At 72.2% G+C, this 15226-nt stretch carries 13 protein-coding genes; 7 read left to right on the top strand and 6 right to left on the bottom strand.

Annotated features, from left to right (window positions below; translation table 11 throughout):
- Positions 1 to 3: 3 nt before the first annotated feature.
- On the bottom strand, positions 4 to 954 hold the full coding sequence (locus ACE3UN_RS05070; RefSeq protein ID WP_374673830.1) for an asparaginase: 951 nt from the start codon (positions 952 to 954) through the stop codon (positions 4 to 6).
- A gap of 75 nt (positions 955 to 1029) precedes the next feature.
- Here ACE3UN_RS05070 and lexA point away from each other — a divergent pair, with 75 nt between their 5' ends.
- Both lexA and ACE3UN_RS05060 read left to right on the top strand, forming a co-directional pair.
- Complete coding sequence (lexA, locus tag ACE3UN_RS05065) at positions 1030 to 1707, top strand: transcriptional repressor LexA (protein ID WP_374673829.1); 678 nt, start codon at positions 1030 to 1032, stop codon at positions 1705 to 1707.
- An 8-nt stretch (positions 1708 to 1715) separates the two neighbouring features.
- The gene (locus tag ACE3UN_RS05060; protein ID WP_374673828.1) at positions 1716 to 2039 is read left to right on the top strand and encodes a helix-hairpin-helix domain-containing protein; all 324 of its coding nucleotides are present in this window, start codon (positions 1716 to 1718) and stop codon (positions 2037 to 2039) included.
- Positions 2040 to 2073: 34 nt separating this feature from the next.
- On the opposite strand, the gene ACE3UN_RS05055 is transcribed toward ACE3UN_RS05060, so the two are convergent.
- Both ACE3UN_RS05055 and ACE3UN_RS05050 read right to left on the bottom strand, forming a co-directional pair.
- Complete coding sequence (locus ACE3UN_RS05055; RefSeq protein ID WP_374673827.1) at positions 2074 to 4515, bottom strand: HDOD domain-containing protein; 2442 nt, start codon at positions 4513 to 4515, stop codon at positions 2074 to 2076.
- An 8-nt stretch (positions 4516 to 4523) separates the two neighbouring features.
- Positions 4524 to 6389 carry an HDOD domain-containing protein gene (locus tag ACE3UN_RS05050; protein WP_374673826.1) on the bottom strand — a complete coding sequence of 622 codons (1866 nt, stop codon included), beginning with the start codon at positions 6387 to 6389 and terminating at the stop codon, positions 4524 to 4526.
- 237 nt (positions 6390 to 6626) lie between these two features.
- Here ACE3UN_RS05050 and trxA point away from each other — a divergent pair, with 237 nt between their 5' ends.
- The 5 genes from trxA (at position 6627) to ACE3UN_RS05025 (ending at position 12383) form a co-directional block, all read left to right on the top strand.
- A complete protein-coding gene (trxA, locus tag ACE3UN_RS05045) occupies positions 6627 to 6956 on the top strand; it encodes a thioredoxin TrxA (protein WP_374673825.1) in 330 nt (109 codons plus the stop codon).
- A gap of 280 nt (positions 6957 to 7236) precedes the next feature.
- The gene (rho, locus tag ACE3UN_RS05040) at positions 7237 to 8502 is read left to right on the top strand and encodes a transcription termination factor Rho (protein ID WP_374673824.1); all 1266 of its coding nucleotides are present in this window, start codon (positions 7237 to 7239) and stop codon (positions 8500 to 8502) included.
- A gap of 38 nt (positions 8503 to 8540) precedes the next feature.
- Positions 8541 to 10265 carry a YbaL family putative K(+) efflux transporter gene (ybaL, locus tag ACE3UN_RS05035; protein WP_374673823.1) on the top strand — a complete coding sequence of 575 codons (1725 nt, stop codon included), beginning with the start codon at positions 8541 to 8543 and terminating at the stop codon, positions 10263 to 10265.
- 89 nt (positions 10266 to 10354) lie between these two features.
- Positions 10355 to 10615 (top strand): type B 50S ribosomal protein L31, encoded by a 261-nt coding sequence (locus ACE3UN_RS05030; RefSeq protein WP_374673822.1) that lies wholly within the window; start codon positions 10355 to 10357, stop codon positions 10613 to 10615.
- 79 nt (positions 10616 to 10694) lie between these two features.
- Entirely contained in the window at positions 10695 to 12383 is a 1689-nt protein-coding gene (locus tag ACE3UN_RS05025) for a hypothetical protein (protein ID WP_374673821.1), read from the top strand.
- Between the two features lie 28 nt (positions 12384 to 12411).
- Here ACE3UN_RS05025 and phoR read toward each other — a convergent pair whose 3' ends face one another.
- Genes phoR through phoU form a run of 3 tightly spaced genes read right to left on the bottom strand, consistent with a single transcriptional unit; the run spans position 12412 to position 15216 of the window.
- Complete coding sequence (gene phoR / locus ACE3UN_RS05020; protein ID WP_374673820.1) at positions 12412 to 13761, bottom strand: phosphate regulon sensor histidine kinase PhoR; 1350 nt, start codon at positions 13759 to 13761, stop codon at positions 12412 to 12414.
- Between the two features lie 11 nt (positions 13762 to 13772).
- Complete coding sequence (phoB, locus tag ACE3UN_RS05015) at positions 13773 to 14474, bottom strand: phosphate regulon transcriptional regulator PhoB (protein WP_374673819.1); 702 nt, start codon at positions 14472 to 14474, stop codon at positions 13773 to 13775.
- A 28-nt stretch (positions 14475 to 14502) separates the two neighbouring features.
- Positions 14503 to 15216, bottom strand: coding sequence for a phosphate signaling complex protein PhoU (gene phoU, locus ACE3UN_RS05010; RefSeq protein ID WP_374673818.1), 714 nt, complete (start codon positions 15214 to 15216; stop codon positions 14503 to 14505).
- Positions 15217 to 15226: the final 10 nt, after the last annotated feature.

Here is a 15226-nt window from a genome sequence, read left to right as displayed (position 1 = left end):
CCCTCAGCCTGCGGACGGGGCGATCGGCTCGCCTTGTTCGCCGGCCATCAGGCGCAGCATCAGCTCGATGCGCGCGCGGGCCGGGGTGAGCACCCCGGCCGAGGGCAGCTCGCCCGCGGGTTGGCCCACCACGCCACCTCCGGCGCAGCGCGTGCTGCGCCACACCACCCGGCCGGCGGCGCGTGCCTCGGCGGCGGCGTCCACGAGCGCCGCGTGCACCGTGCCATTGCCGGTGCCTTCCAGCACCAGGCCCTGGTAGCCCGCCGCCACCATGGCGCGCACGGCCACGCCGTCCACGCCGGCATGGCTGGCCACCACGCCCACCCGCGGCCAGTCGGCCACCGCGCGCTCCAGCGCCTGCGTGCCCACCGACGGCGTGGCGGGCCAGGGCCGCAGCACGCGCAGGCCCTGGTCCTGCACCAGGGCCACCGGCCCGGCTTCGCCCGAATCGAAGGCATCGAGCGCGAACGGTTCGCGCTTGCGCACGTCCACCGGCCCGTGCACGCGGCCCTGCAGCACGGCCACCACGCCCCGGGCGCCCGGGTGGGCCGCCACCGCCACGGCGTCCAGCAGGTTCTGCGGGCCGTCGGCCTGCAGCGAGGTGGCCGGCCGCATGGCGGCCGTGAGCACCACCGGCTTGGCCGGCGCCAGCACCCGCTGCAGGAAGTACGCCGTTTCCTCAAGGGTGTCGGTTCCGTGGGTGACGACCACGCCGGCCACCTCGGGGCGCGCGAGGTGGTGCACCACGCGCTGCGCCAGGCGCTGCCACACCTCGTGCGACATGTCCTTGCTGTCGAGCTGCGCCACCTGCTCGGCCTCCAGCGGCCAGGCGGACAGGGCCGGCACGGCGGCCAGCAGCTGCGCCACGGACAGCTGCCCGGCGGCGTAGCCCACGTCGCCGCCGGCGGCGGCGATGGTGCCGCCGGTACCCAGGATCACCACGGTGCTTTGCATTTGTCGAAGGTCTGGATAAAAATACAGATACTGGATACAACCTCAGCCGTACCGCCTTCGCGGTAGGCCGCCCCGATGATGGAAAGCCCCAAGCTCACCGCGCGCCAGCAGCAGATTCTCGATCTGGTGCAGTCCACCATCGAGCGCACCGGCGCGCCGCCCACGCGTGCCGAGATCGCCGCCGAACTGGGCTTCCGCTCGCCCAACGCGGCCGAGGAGCACCTGCAGGCCCTGGCCCGCAAGGGCGTCATCGAGCTGCTGGGCGGCACCTCGCGCGGCATCCGCCTGCAGACGCAGACGCTGCGGGCCCTGAACGAAGCGCGCGGCAAGCAATTCTCGCTGCCCCTGCCCAGCCTCGCCCAGCTCACCTTGCCCCTGGTGGGCCGCGTCGCCGCGGGCAACCCCATCCTGGCCCAGGAAAACATCGACCAGACCTACGTGCTCGAGGCCAGCCTGTTCCCGCGCCGGCCCGACTACCTGCTCAAGGTGAAGGGCATGAGCATGCGCGATGCCGGCATCATCGACGGCGACCTGCTCGCCGTGCAGAAGACCACCGACGCCCGCAATGGCCAGATCGTGGTGGCGCGCCTGGACGACGAGGTCACGGTCAAGCGCCTGCACCGCACGCGCCACGCCATCGAGCTGCTGCCCGAGAACCCCGATTTCGAGCCCATCGTCGTGGCGCCAGGCCAGTGCGAGTTCGCCATCGAAGGGGTGGCGGTGGGCCTCGTGCGCCAGCACATGCTGGTGTAGGGGCGCACATGGGCCAGGCAGTACCCGCCATCAAGGCACCCAAGGCGGCCAGCGCGGCCGACTGCAGCACGCTGGAGCAGTTGCCCAATGTCGGGCCCGCCATGGCGCGCGACCTGCGGCTGCTGGGTGTGCACCACCCGTCCGACCTGCGCGGGAAAGACGCCTTCGCGCTGTACCGCGCCCTCGAACGGGCCACCGGCACGCGCCAGGACCCGTGCGTGCTCGACACCTTCTACGCCATCGTCGATTTCATGCAGGGCGCCTCGCCGCGGCCCTGGTGGGCCTACACCGCCGAGCGCAAGCGCCGGCACGGGCAGGCGCTGGGCGGCTGACCGGCGGCCCTGGCCCCGGCCGGGCCGCGCGGTGTCAGCTGGCGGCCTTGAATGCCATCACCGCCTGGTTGCGCAAGGTGCGCAGCAAGCCCAGCTCGCTCTCGGCCAGGTCGATCGGCACGGCCTGCCGGTCGGCGTAGATCAAGGCGAACGGCGCCCCCTTGAGCATCATCGGCAGCAGCAGGAAGCTGCACGCCGGGGCCGGCCGGTACCAGGCCGGCAGCCGCGGCCCCAGGCTGGGCGCGCGGGCGTCGCTGATGAGCGTGTCCGCTCCTTTCAGGCAGGCGGCGGCGAACAGGTCGGTCGGCTGCGGGCGGCGCGCGTCCACGGAAAACCGCTGGGCGAAGGCGTCCGCGCCGGGGCCCAGGCCGAGCCGCCCTTGCAGCAGGCCCGAGCGCGGGTCGCGCAGGCAGAACACCACCCGGTCGAAGCCCAGGCCCTCGTGCATGGCGCCCAGGATGAGCGCCAGCACCTCGTTCAGCCGGAAGCTGTCGCCGGCCATCGAGTGCGTCACGTTGGCGATGCCAGCGGTCAGCACCGCGTGCGCATTGGCCGGGGTGGCCGCTGCGGGCAGCAGCAGCGTGGGGGTGTCGTCGGCCATGTCGGCCGCGCCCGTCGCGGGCTTAGCCGCGGGGCCTAGCGCGGCCACGGCCCCCCCGGCCGCTGCGGCGGCGCCCGCGGCCGCGGTGAGCGTGTCCATCAGGCGCCGGGCGCGCGCCTGCGCAGACACCTCCAGCTTCAGGCTCGCCGCCATCTCCACCAGGTGCACCCGTGCCAGCTTCACGGCGCCCGCCATGTCCTCGGGCCGGACGGCCAGGGCGCGCGCGAAGCGCTCGCACACCTGGCCCACACGGGCGTCGGCCTGGGCCGGGTCGCCCTCCAGCAGCACATGCACGATCTCCCCGGCCGCCCGCACGCGCCAGCGCATGCGCTCGATCGGTGAATCCACCGGGCGCGCCGGCACCTCGTCCTGCGGCGGGCTCATCACGCGCCGCAGGGTGTCCGGCAGGCCCCAGGACTGGGCGATGCCCTGGGCCAGGTCGTCGTAGCTCAGCCCCAGCACATCGGCCGCCACGCGGGCCTCGCTGGGCGCGGGCGCCGTGGCGTCGCGCAGGCCGCTGCGGGCGATGCGCTGGCGCACCTGGGCGGCCTCCTCGGGAAAGTAATACTCGGCCAGCATGCGCCCGAGGTGGCTCAGCATGCCGCCCAGGAAGGCCTCCTCGCGCTCGCGCGACGGCGGCGAGAGCTGGTCCACCAGGGTGCCGGTGAGCAGCGCCTGCAGGAACAGCTCCTTCATGCGCTGGGCGTGCGTCTGGTCCTTCATGTGCTCCAGCAGCACCACCGACAAGGCCATGTTGCGGATGCCGGCGAAGCCGATGAGCGCCGTGGCGCGCGACACGGTGGCGATCTCGCCGGCGCCCACATGGCGGAAGTGGGCGGTGTTCACCAGCCGCAGCAGCTTCTGGGTGAGCGCCACGTCCTTCAGGATCTCCGCGGACAGCGCCTGCAGGCTCTCGTTCTCGGACGTGGTGACACGCTGGATGCGCGTGACCGAATCCGACAGCGCCGGGAAGTCGCCGTGCAGCCGCATGCGCCGCAGCAGGAACTCCAGGGTGCCGTGGCCACCCGGCTGGGGTGGCGCCTCCGGCGGCGTCAGCCAGCGCGCCAGCGCGTCGCGGAATTCGGTGGCGCTGGCGAAGCGCGATTCGGGCAGCGGCGCGGCCGCCCGCAGCACCATGCTGCGCAGGGCGTCGTCCACGGCCACGGCGGCGTGGGCCGGCCATGTCACCGTCTCGTCAATGGCCTGGCGCAGGGCGGCCTGCGGGGTGGCGGGGATGGGGCGCAGCGGGCCGCCCAGCAGCAGCTGGCCCAGCATCATGCCGGCCGCGAAGACATCCATCGCGGGCGACGGCGCCTGGCCGCGCGCGGCCTCGGGCGAGATATAGCCGGGCGTGCCGACAATGCGGCCATCGTGCGCGTCCGACAGGCGCGCCGCGATGCCGAAGTCCATCACCCGGGCGCGCCCGTCGGTGCCGATGAGGATGTTGGAGGGCTTCAAGTCACGGTGCACCACGCCGCGCGCGTGGGCGAACGCCAGGGCGTCCAGCACCTCGCGCATCAGCTCGGCCGCCTCGTGGGCCGGCATGGGCCCCAGGCCGCGCAGGCGGTCGGCCAGTGTCGTTCCCTCCACCCGCTCGAACACCAGGAAGACCGTGTCGCCATCCTGGCCGGCCTCGTACACCGGCACGATGCCGGGGTGGGTGAGCGCGCTGGCCGCGCGTGCCTCGGACAGCCACTCATTGGCCACCTGGGCCTCGGCGCGGCTGCCCATCACCTTGACGGCCACCTCGCGCTGCAGCTGGGGGTCCCAGCCCAGCCACACGGCGGCCTGGGCGCCGCGGCCCAGCACCCGCCGCAACTCGAACCGCCCCACACGCTGCACGGGGGCCGCGCCGTCAGCGGGTCGCGTGCTCACCGCCGTGCTCATGACAAGGTCCCGGCGTCGGCGGTGGGCGCAGCCCGCCCCGGTCGCGGCGCGGACGGTGCAGGCGCCGCAGCCGGCGCAGCCCCGGCGGCGGCCGGGCGTGCCGGCGCCGCGCGCGGCCGGGCGTCGCCCTGCAGCGCCTCCTGGATCTCCCGGCCGCTCATGCCCAGCGCGCGGGCATAGCGCTGCACGACCAGCGCCAGCGCCTTGGACGCATGGCCGGCGGACAGCAGCATGGCGTCCACGAGGTCGTTGGCGCAGCTGGCACTCAGGCGCAGGATGTCGGCATCGCTATCCGGCACGCGCACCGGCGCGGTCGCCGGCACGCGCCGCATCATGTGCTGCACGGAGTCGTCCAGCCCCCAGTGACGGGCCACCGCCGCGCCCAGGGCCTCCATGTCGGCCCCCAGCACGGCATAGGACGCCGCCTCGGCACCCATGCCGGGCTCTTCCTTGGTCTCCGGCGGTACGCCCGGCGACCGGCTCGGCACAGTGACCACCGTCGGCTGCATCAGGCGCCGGATCTGCGCCGCCTCCTCGGGGTAGTGGTACTGCACCAGCAGGCGGCCCAGGTTCTGCAGCAAGGTGATGAGGAACACCACCTCGCCGTCGTAGCCCGCGGGCACCAGCCGGGTGGCCACGCGCCCCGCGCGCTTGACCCGACGGACGAGTGCTTCCATCTCGCCGGCGGCCTGCTCGTTCATGGGGCCGGGCCAGCGCCTCAGCGACAGCGCCGCCCGCCGCACCCCGTCCAGACCCACCATGGCGATGGCGCGGCGCAGCATCAGCACCGGCCCGTCGCCGGCCCCTCGCCCGGCGGCCAGCTGCGCACTGTTGACCATGCGCAGCAGCTCGAAACTCAGTGCCACGTCCTCGAGCAGCAGGTCGGCCATGTCGCTGGTGCGCGCACTGTCCATCAGGGCCAGGTGCGCCACCCGCTCGGCCGCCCCCGGCTGCGCCGGCAGGGCCCCCACCTGGCGGATGCGGTCCAGCAGCAGGGCCAGCGGGCCGCCTTCGTGCTCGGCGGTGCTGCGCAGCCAGCCCTCCAGCGCCCGCTGCAGGGTGCGGGCGTTGTGGTAGCGGTGCCGCTCCTGGCGGTCGGTCGCGCGGTTGACGATGGCGCGCAGCGGCTCGGGCACGGGCCGGGGCACCGCCCAGGGCAGGCGCACGAACTCGATGCCGTGGGGCGGCATGCGGGCGATCACCCGGCCGAGGTCGGGCTCGTCGAGCGGCGGGTGCGCGGCCAGCGCCCAGTGCGCCACCAGGCCCAGCCCCAGGACATCGGCACCGGCGGCGTTGCGCACCGCGCGCAGTTCGTCCAGGCCACCCGGCTGCGTCACCGAGGCCCGAGGTGCGCCCGGCACCTCCAGGCCCAGCACGCTGACGCGCTGGTCGTCCGACACGGTGAGCCACCAGGGCTGCAGGTCGTGGTGGGCGACACCCGCCTCGTGGGCGAATGCCAAGCCCTGGGCCGCCTGGGCGAGCCAGTCGGCCAGCTCGGTGGCGGCCACGCCGTGCGCGGAGAAGCGCTCGGACCAGGTGGCGCTGGCGCCCCGCTCGTACACCACATAGGGCCAGCGCTCGTGCTCGCCGATCTCCAGCGCCTTGGCCAGGCAGGGGTGGGCCAGGCGCGCGGCACGCCGCACGGCCTGCTGCCAGGCCGCCGCGGCGTCGCCGGGCGGATGGCGCGGCATGGCCAGCATCACCTCCTGCGGCTGCGTGCCGTCCATGGCCAGCCACAGCATGCCGCGCTCGCTCTTGCCCAGCAGGCGCAGCAGCTGGAACCGTCCGAAATGGCGCACCGCACCCTGCGAGGCAGACCCCGCGGCGGATGGACCGGCAGAAGAAGACGACGTGGACGCCATGGCAGATTCAAGAAGCCCGGCATGCGGGCGGCATGCGGGCCATGCCCCGATTGAACCGCGCGGCACCGCCCGGCAGTGCAGGGAACTGGGGCGGAAACCGTGACCATTTCGCGGGGCGGGCGGCCGCCCCGGGCCCTGTGGCGGCTGGGGACGGCCCCGCCCTCGCCCCGCGTGAACGGGGCCTTTATGTCAGAATCTTCACGCCCGGGAAACTGGGCGCCAACGGAGCCATCCTTCATGAGCAGCGAACTGATCAAGCACATCTCCGACGCCTCGTTCGAGGCAGACGTCCTGAAGTCCGACAAGCCGGTGCTGGTCGACTACTGGGCCGAATGGTGTGGCCCGTGCAAGATGATTGCGCCCATCCTGGACGAGGCCGCCAAGGACTATGGCGAGCGTCTGCAGGTGGCCAAGATGAACGTGGACGAGAACCGCGAAGTGCCCGCCAAGTTCGGCATCCGGGGCATTCCCACGCTCATGCTGTTCAAGGGCGGCCAGCTCGCGGCCACCAAGGTGGGTGCCCTGTCCAAGGCCCAATTGACCGCGTTCCTCGACGGCCATCTATAATCGCGCCTGACGGCACCTCGGTGCGCGGCCTCACCGGCCGGCACCGGTGCCCGAGCGATACCCGCCTTTCGCGGCTCCCTCGCCCCCGGCAACCCCGGTTGGCGCGCTGGTTTCAGGCCCCGAGGCGTCAGTCCCCTCCCCGGTTTTCCAGTCGGTTTCGTTTCGAACGCGGAACGTCGCGCGTGTGCAGGCCTTTCGGCCGCTGCGCGTTGCGCCCGCCCACCGGCCCCTCGCCTGCCCGCCAGGACGAACGGGGCCTTTCCCCCAAGGGTGTTGGCCCATGCATCTGTCTGAACTCAAGGCGCTTCACGTCTCCGCCCTCATCAAGATGGGCGAAGAGCTGGAGATCGACAACGTCTCGCGCCTGCGCAAGCAGGAGCTGATGTTCGCGATCATGAAGAAGCGGGCCAAGGCCGGCGAACAGGTCTTCGGCGACGGCGTGCTGGAGGTGTTGCCCGATGGCTTCGGCTTCCTGCGCTCCATCGACACCAGCTACATGGCGTCGACCGACGACATCTACCTGTCGCCCAGCCAGATCCGCCGCTTCAACCTCCACACTGGCGACCTGATCGAGGGCGAGGTGCGCGTGCCCAAGGACGGCGAGCGCTACTTCGCGCTGGTCAAGGTCGACCGCGTGAACGGCCTGACGCCGGAGGAGAACAAGCACAAGATCATGTTCGAGAACCTGACGCCGCTCTTCCCGAAAGAGGCGTTCAAGCTCGAGCGTGACAACTTCAAGGGCGAGGAGAACATCACCGGCCGCATCGTCGACCTGATCGCGCCCATCGGCAAGGGACAGCGCGCGCTGCTCGTCGCGCAGCCCAAGACCGGCAAGACGGTGATGATGAAGCACATCGCCCACGCGCTGGTGGCCAACCATCCGGAGATCCACCTCATCATGCTGCTCGTCGACGAGCGGCCCGAGGAAGTGACCGAGATGGTGCGCGGCGTGCGCGGCGAGGTGATCTCGTCGACCTTCGACGAGCCCGCGGCGCGCCACGTGCAGGTGGCCGAGATGGTGATCGAGCGCGCCAAGCGCCTGGTCGAGCTCGGCAAGGACGTGGTCATCCTGCTCGACTCCATCACCCGCCTGGCGCGCGCCTACAACAACGTGCTGCCCAGCTCCGGCAAGGTGCTGACCGGCGGCGTCGATGCCAATGCGCTGCAGCGCCCCAAGCGCTTCTTCGGCGCCGCGCGCAACGTGGAAGAAGGCGGCTCGCTCACCATCATCGGCACCGCGCTCATCGACACCGGCTCCAAGATGGACGAGGTGATCTACGAGGAGTTCAAGGGCACCGGCAACTGCGAGATCCACCTGGACCGCCGCATGGCCGAGAAGCGCGTGTACCCCTCGATCCTGATCAACAAGTCGGGCACGCGCCGCGAGGAACTCCTGCTCAAGCCGGAGATCCTGCAGAAGACCTGGATCTTGCGCAAGCTGCTGTACAACATGGACGAGATCGAGGCGATGGAGTTCGTGCTCGACAAGATGAAGGCGAGCAAGAACAACCTCGACTTCTTCGACATGATGCGCCGCGGCGGCTGACACCGGCCTTCCCTCCCGCGGCATGAGGAGGGCCCTGCATGCCGCACAACGTCAGTCTCATCACCACCCTGGCCGCCGGCTTCGCGCTGGCGCTGGTGCTCGGCTTCGTGGCCGTGCGCCTGCGCCTGCCTGCGCTGGTGGGCTACCTGCTGGCCGGCGTGGCCATCGGCCCCGGCACGCCCGGCTTCGTCGCCGATGGCGTGATCGCCGCGCAGCTCGCCGAGATCGGCGTGATGCTGCTCATGTTCGGCGTCGGGCTGCACTTCTCCCTCTCGGACCTGCTGGCGGTGCGCCGCGTCGCCCTGCCGGGCGCCGTGGCGCAGATGGCGGTGGCCACCGCGCTGGGCGCGGCCGTGGCCACCTGGTGGGGCTGGCCCCTGGGCAGCGCCCTGCTGTTTGGGCTGTCGCTCTCGGTGGCCAGCACCGTGGTGCTGCTCAAGGCGCTGGAGGCGCGCGGCGTCCTCGACACCGCCAACGGACGCATCGCGATCGGCTGGCTGGTGGTGGAAGACCTCGCCATGGTGCTGGTGCTGGTGCTCCTGCCCGCCCTGGCCCCGCTGATGGGCGGCAAGGCCCTGGAGGGGGCCAGCCAGGGCCACCTCGGCGTCACCCTGCTGACCACGCTGGCGCAGGTGGGCGGCTTCGTCGCCTTCATGCTGGTGCTGGGCCGCCGCCTCTTCCCCTGGCTGCTGTGGCAGGTGACCAAGACCGGGTCGCGCGAGCTGTTCACCCTGTGCACGGTGGCGGCCGCCGTGAGCATCGCCTACGGCTCCTCGGCGCTGTTCGGTGTGTCCTTCGCCCTGGGCGCCTTCTTCGCCGGCATGGTGCTGCGCGAGTCCGAGTTCAGCCAGCGTGCGGCCGAGCAGACGCTGCCGCTGCAAGACGCCTTCGCGGTGCTCTTCTTCGTGTCGGTGGGCATGCTGTTCGATCCCGCGGTGCTCGTGGAGCAGCCGCTGCGTGTGCTGGCCACGGTTGCCATCATCATGGGCGGCAAGGCGGCCGCGGCGGTGGTGCTCGTGCTGCTGCTGCGCTACCCCGCACGCACCGCGCTCACCGCCGCGGCCAGCCTCGCGCAGATCGGCGAGTTCTCGTTCATCCTCGCGGGGCTGGGCCTCGCGCTCGGCCTGCTGAGCCCCGAGGCCCAGAGCCTCATCGTCGCGGGCGCACTGATTTCCATCGCGCTCAACCCGCTGGCATTCGCCGCCATCGAGCCGCTGGAGCGGTGGCTGGGCCGCCATCCGCGTCTGGCCCACCGCCTGGCGCCGGCCGAGGACGCCCTGGCCGCGCTGCCCATGGACACTGCCGCGCGCTACCTGGCCAACCAGGTGGTGCTGGTGGGCTACGGGCGCGTGGGCCGCTGCATCGGCGACGCGCTGGCCGAACGGGGAGTGCCCTTCGTCGTGGTCGAGGCCAACCGCGACCATGTGGCTGACCTGCGCGAACAGGGCCATGCCGCCGTCTGGGGCGATGCCACCGAGCCGGAGGTGCTGGTCCAGGCCCACATCCGCGAGGCCCGCGCGCTGGTGATCGCCACGCCCGACACGCTGGACGTGCGACAGACCGTGGCCATCGCCCGGGAGCTCAATCCGTCGGTCGAGGTGGTCGTGCGCAGCCACAACGAGACCGAGGCCGCCCTGCTGCGCGAGGAGGGCGCCGGCACAGTGCTGGTAGGCGAGCAGGAGCTGGCGCGGGCGATGACCCGCCATGTGTTGGCGGCGTTGTCGCCCGCCGGCCAACCGGGCCCCGCGGCGCTGGCCGGTTGAGCTACAATCCAACGTTTTTCCGCTCTAGGGCAAGTGCGTGCACATGGTGTGCCGCGTGGCTGCCCGCGACTGCTGCGAGGATTTGCGCCATGAAACAAGGCATTCACCCCAACTACCGCGACGTCTGCTTCGTCGACCTGTCCAACGGCTTCAAGTTCGTGACGCGTTCCTGCGCGCCGTCGAAGGAATCCATCAAGATGGACGACGGCCGTGAACTGCCGCTGTTCAAGCTCGAAACCACCAGCGAATCGCACCCCTTCTACACGGGCCAGCAAAAGAGCGTGGACACGCTGGGCGGCCGCGTCGAGAAGTTCCGCAACAAGTTCGCGCGCGTCGGCATCAAGAAGTGACCACGCGGCGCATGCCGTTGCACGAGAAGGCAGCCCCGCGGCTGCCTTTTTTTCTGCCTGCCCTTGGCATTCCCCGCCCGTGAGTCCCTCCACGCCCTCGCCCCCGCCGGCCGCCCTGCCCAACCCCGCGCTCGTCACGCAGCGCGCGGCGCAGCGCCTGCCGCGTGCGGCCCTGCTGCTGTTCTGCGCCGCCTACCTGCTGCCCGGCCTGTTCGGACGCGACCCCTGGCGCAATGCCGATGTCACGGCCTACGCGACGATGCTGAGCATCGCCGAGGGCCGCAGCCCGTGGTGGGCGCCGAGCCTGGGGGACCTGCCCGCCGACCCGGCGGTCCTGCCGCACCTCCTGGGGGCCCTGTTCATCCAGCTGCTCGGCCCGGTGCTCGACCCGGCGCTCGCGGCGCGCCTGCCCTTCGCGGCGCTGCTGGGCGTCACGCTGGCGCTGGTGTGGTACGCCACCTTCCACCTCGCCCGCACGGAGGCGGCCCAGCCGGTGCCCTTCGCCTTCGGCGGTGAGGCGGACCCGGTGGACTACGCCCGCGCCCTGGCCGACGGCGCGCTGCTGGCGGTCATCGCCACGCTCGGGCTGCTGCAGCTCGGCCACGAGACCACCCCCGAGCTGATGCAGCTGAGCGTGGTGGCGCTGTGGATGTGGGCCCTGGCCGCCGCGCCGTACCGCTCGTGGCCGGTGCGGGCCGGCCTGCTGCTGGCGCTGCCCGCGCTGGCCAGCAGCGGCGCCCCTGCCATGGCCATGGCCCTGGGCGTGCTGGCGCTGGTGGTGACGGGCCGCTCTCGCTATGCCGAAGCGCGTGGCCTGTGGCCCTGGCTGCTGGCGGCCCTGGCGCTCACCGCCGGTGTGGCCACGGGGCTCGACGCCTGGCGCATGCGGCTCGATTGGCCGGAGGCCGGCGGCAGCGCGCGCCTGCTGCTGTGGTTCACCTGGCCGGTGTCGCCCCTGGCCCTGTGGACGATGTGGCGCTGGCGCCGCCAGGCCCTGAGCCGCCATATCGCGGTGCCGCTGGGTGTGGTGCTGGTGGGCGTGGGCGCGTCGCTGCTCATGGGCGGCTCGGACCGCGCGCTGCTGCTCGCCCTGCCCGGCTTCGCGGTGCTCGCGGCCTTCTCGCTGCCGACCTTGCGGCGCAGCGCCGGCGCCGCCATCGACTGGTTCTCCGTCTTCTTCTTCACCCTGGCGGCGCTGGCCATCTGGGTGGTCTATCTCTCGATGCAGACCGGCGTGCCGGCCAAGCCGATGGCCAACATCCAGCGGCTGGCCCCGGGCTTCCAGCCGGTGTTTTCGGCCACCGAGCTGGTGGCCGCCTGCCTGGGCTCGATCGCGTGGCTGTGGCTGGTGCGCTGGCGCACCTCGCGCCACCGGCATCCGCTGTGGAAGAGCCTGGTGCTTCCCGCCAGCGGCGTGGCCCTGGCCTGGCTGCTCGCCATGACGCTGCTGCTGCCGCCGCTGGACTATGCCCGCAGCCCGCGCCCGCTGGTGGAGCTGGTGGACCTGCACGTGCCCCGTGGCTCCTGCGTCCGGGCTCCCGGGCTGGCCCGCGCCCAGGTGGCGGCACTCGAGGCGTTCGGCCGGCATGTCGTGCGCACCTCGGCCGGGCCGGAGGCGGATGCGCCGGGCTGCGACCACCTGCTGCTGGAATGGCGCGGCCGAGGCGCCACGCCCGCCGCGCCGGAGGGCTGGGTCTTCCAGGCCCGCCTGCGGCGCCCGGCGCAGCGCAACGAGCAGTTGCTGGTCTACCGCCGCGCGGGCGGCTGAGCGCCGCCCGGTCAAGGGGCGGCTCGGTTCAGCGCAGCTCGGGCGCGGCGTCGGTCGTGGCGTCCACCGGGCGGCGCAGGCGCGCCGCCGGCAGCACCAGCGTGAAGCACGAGCCGGCGCCGACACGGCTTTCGATCTGCAGTTCGCCCCCGTGGCGCTGCACCACGTGCTTGACGATGGCCAGCCCGAGACCGGTGCCGCCGGTGTCGCGGGAGCGGCTGCCATCCACGCGGTAGAAGCGCTCGGTCAGGCGCGGCAGGTGCTCGGCCGCGATGCCCGGGCCGGTGTCCCGCACGGCGACCTCGCCGGCCCCGTCCGCCCGGTTGCGCCAGCGCACGCTCACCTCGCCGCCTTCGGGCGTGTAGCGCACGGCATTGCTCACCAGGTTGGTCAGCGCACTGAGCAGCTCCGGCTCACTGCCCGCGAGCTCCACGCCGTCGCCCCAGTCGAAGCTCAGCCGGTGGCGCGAGGCGGACAGCCCCTGGGCATCGGCTTCCACCGCCGCACCGATGCGCGCCAACGGCACCCAGGTGTCCACCGGCGGCCGCGGGCTGCCTTCGAGCCGCGCCAGCGTCAGCAGGTCGCCCACCAGGCTCTGCATGCGCTGCGTCTGCTGCGCCATCAGCACCAGCACGCGCCTGCGCTCCACCTCGGACAGCGGCAGGTTGGTGAGCGTCTCCACGAAGCCGGCCACCACGGTGAGCGGGGTGCGGATCTCGTGCGACACGTTGGCCACGAAGTCGCGCCGCATGGATTCGGCGCGCTCGCGCTGGGTGATGTCCTGGGTGAGCACCAGGCGCTGGCCGTCGCCATAGGCGCGCACCATCACGGAGAGCACCCCGCGCCCGCCCGGCTGCGGGATCTGCACCGGGTGCTCGAACTGGCGCGACTGCAGCAGCGACACGAAGGCCGGTGCGCGCACCAGGTTGGTCACCCGCTGGTCGATGTCGCGGTGACGGTCCAGACCCAGGTGCTCGGCCGCCGTCTGGCTGCACCACCGGATCTGCTCGGACGCGTCCAGCAGCAGCACGCCGTTGGGCGACGCCTCGATCGCCGAGAGGAACTGCGCCAGGCGATCCCGCTCCTGCTCGATCTGCCGGTCGCGGCTGCGCACCGCCCGCTCGATGCGGGCCGTGAGCTCGCCCCACAGCCCGACCTGGTGGCGGGGCGCGTCCACCAGCCCGCCGCTGAGCCAGCGCAGCACGCGGTGGCCGACGACCAGATCGCGCACGAACAGCAGCGTGACGGCCAGCAAGGCGCCACCAAGCACCCCGTCGATCCAGTGCGCCGGGCGGGTGGTGCCCCACAGGTGGCCCAGCAGCCCGCCGGCGGCCGCGACGGCGAGCGTGAACGCCAGCCGCCAACCCATCCAGCCCATGATCGGCTCGATCAGACGGCGGCCGCCGTGGCGTGCTGCGTGAAGCGGTAGCCGGCCCCGCGGACGGTCTCGATCATGGTCGCGCAGCGTGCCGGCATCAGCGCCTCGCGCAGGCGCTTCACGTGCACGTCCACCGTGCGCTCCTCGATGAAGACATGGTCGCCCCACACCCGGTCGAGCAGCTGGGCGCGGCTGTGCACACGCTCAGGATGCGCCATGAAGAAGTGCAGCAGGCGGAACTCGGTGGGGCCCAGGCGCAACTCCACCCCCTGCCGGCTGACGCGGCGGGTGGACGGGTCCAGGCGCAGGCCGCCCACTTCCACCACGCTGTCCAGCGCCTCGGGCACCCGGCGGCGCAGCACGGCGCGGATGCGGGCCAGCAGCTCCTGGGTGGAGAACGGCTTGGTCAGGTAGTCGTCGGCCCCCGCGTCCAGGCCGGAGACCTTGTCGGCCTCGTCCGCACGGGCGGTCAGCATGATGATGGGCAGCTCGCGCGTGCGCGCATCGGCGCGCCAGCGGCGCGCCAGCGCCACGCCCGACTGGCCCGGCAGCATCCAGTCCAGCAGCACCAGGTCCGGCAGCACGGCATCCACCGCCACCTGGGCCTGGTCGGCGTTCTCGGCCAGCGTCACCTCGAAGCCGGCATGGCGCAGGTTGATGGCGATGAGTTCGGCGATGGCCGATTCGTCTTCGACCACGAGCACGGTAGGCATGGTCCCTCTCTTGTCTGCGGGCAGCGCGTCAGCTGCGGGTCAGGGCGATGGACTCGACGGCTTCCACGGTGTTGTGGCGCACGTCGGTCCCCTTGACGATGTAGATGATCTGCTCGGCCAGGTTCTTGGCGTGGTCGCCCACGCGCTCGATGGCCTTGGCCACGAACACCAGGTCGATGGACGCCGAGATGGTGCGCGGGTCTTCCATCATGTAGGTGATGAGCTTGCGCATCAGGCCGTCGAACTCGGCATCGATCTGGTTGTCGTTCTTGATGACGTCCAGCGCCTGCACGGTGTCCAGGCGGGCGAAGGCATCGAGCGCCTTGCGCAGCGAGGCGGTGGCCAGCGTGGCCTCGAACGAGACGTCGCCCACCGGCAGCCGCAGGCGGCTGAAGACGCCCGTGTTGATCAGTCGCTGCACCGTGCGCGCGATGCGGGCGGCCTCGTCGCCCACACGCTCCAGGTTGCCGATGGTCTTGCTGATGGCGATCAGCAGCCGCAGGTCCCGCGCGGTGGGCTGGCGGCGCGCGATGATGGCCGACAGGTCCGCGTCGATGTCGATCTCGAGCTGGTTGACCTTCTCCTCCATCTGCAGCACCTGGGTGGCCGTCTCGGCGCTGTAGTTGGTCAGGGCGTAGATGGCCTGGGCCACCTGGGCCTCGACCAGGCCGCCCATCTCGAGCACGCGGGTGGAGACGCCGCTCAGCTCCGCGTCGAACTGGGTGGAAAGATGCTTGTCCATGCGGTGTCCT

Source organism: Ideonella sp. (assembly GCF_041918995.1).
Classification (GTDB): Bacteria; Pseudomonadota; Gammaproteobacteria; order Burkholderiales; family Burkholderiaceae_C; genus Ideonella.
Note: the sequence above shows the minus strand (reverse complement) of the source record. Positions and strands in the feature narration are given on the sequence as shown.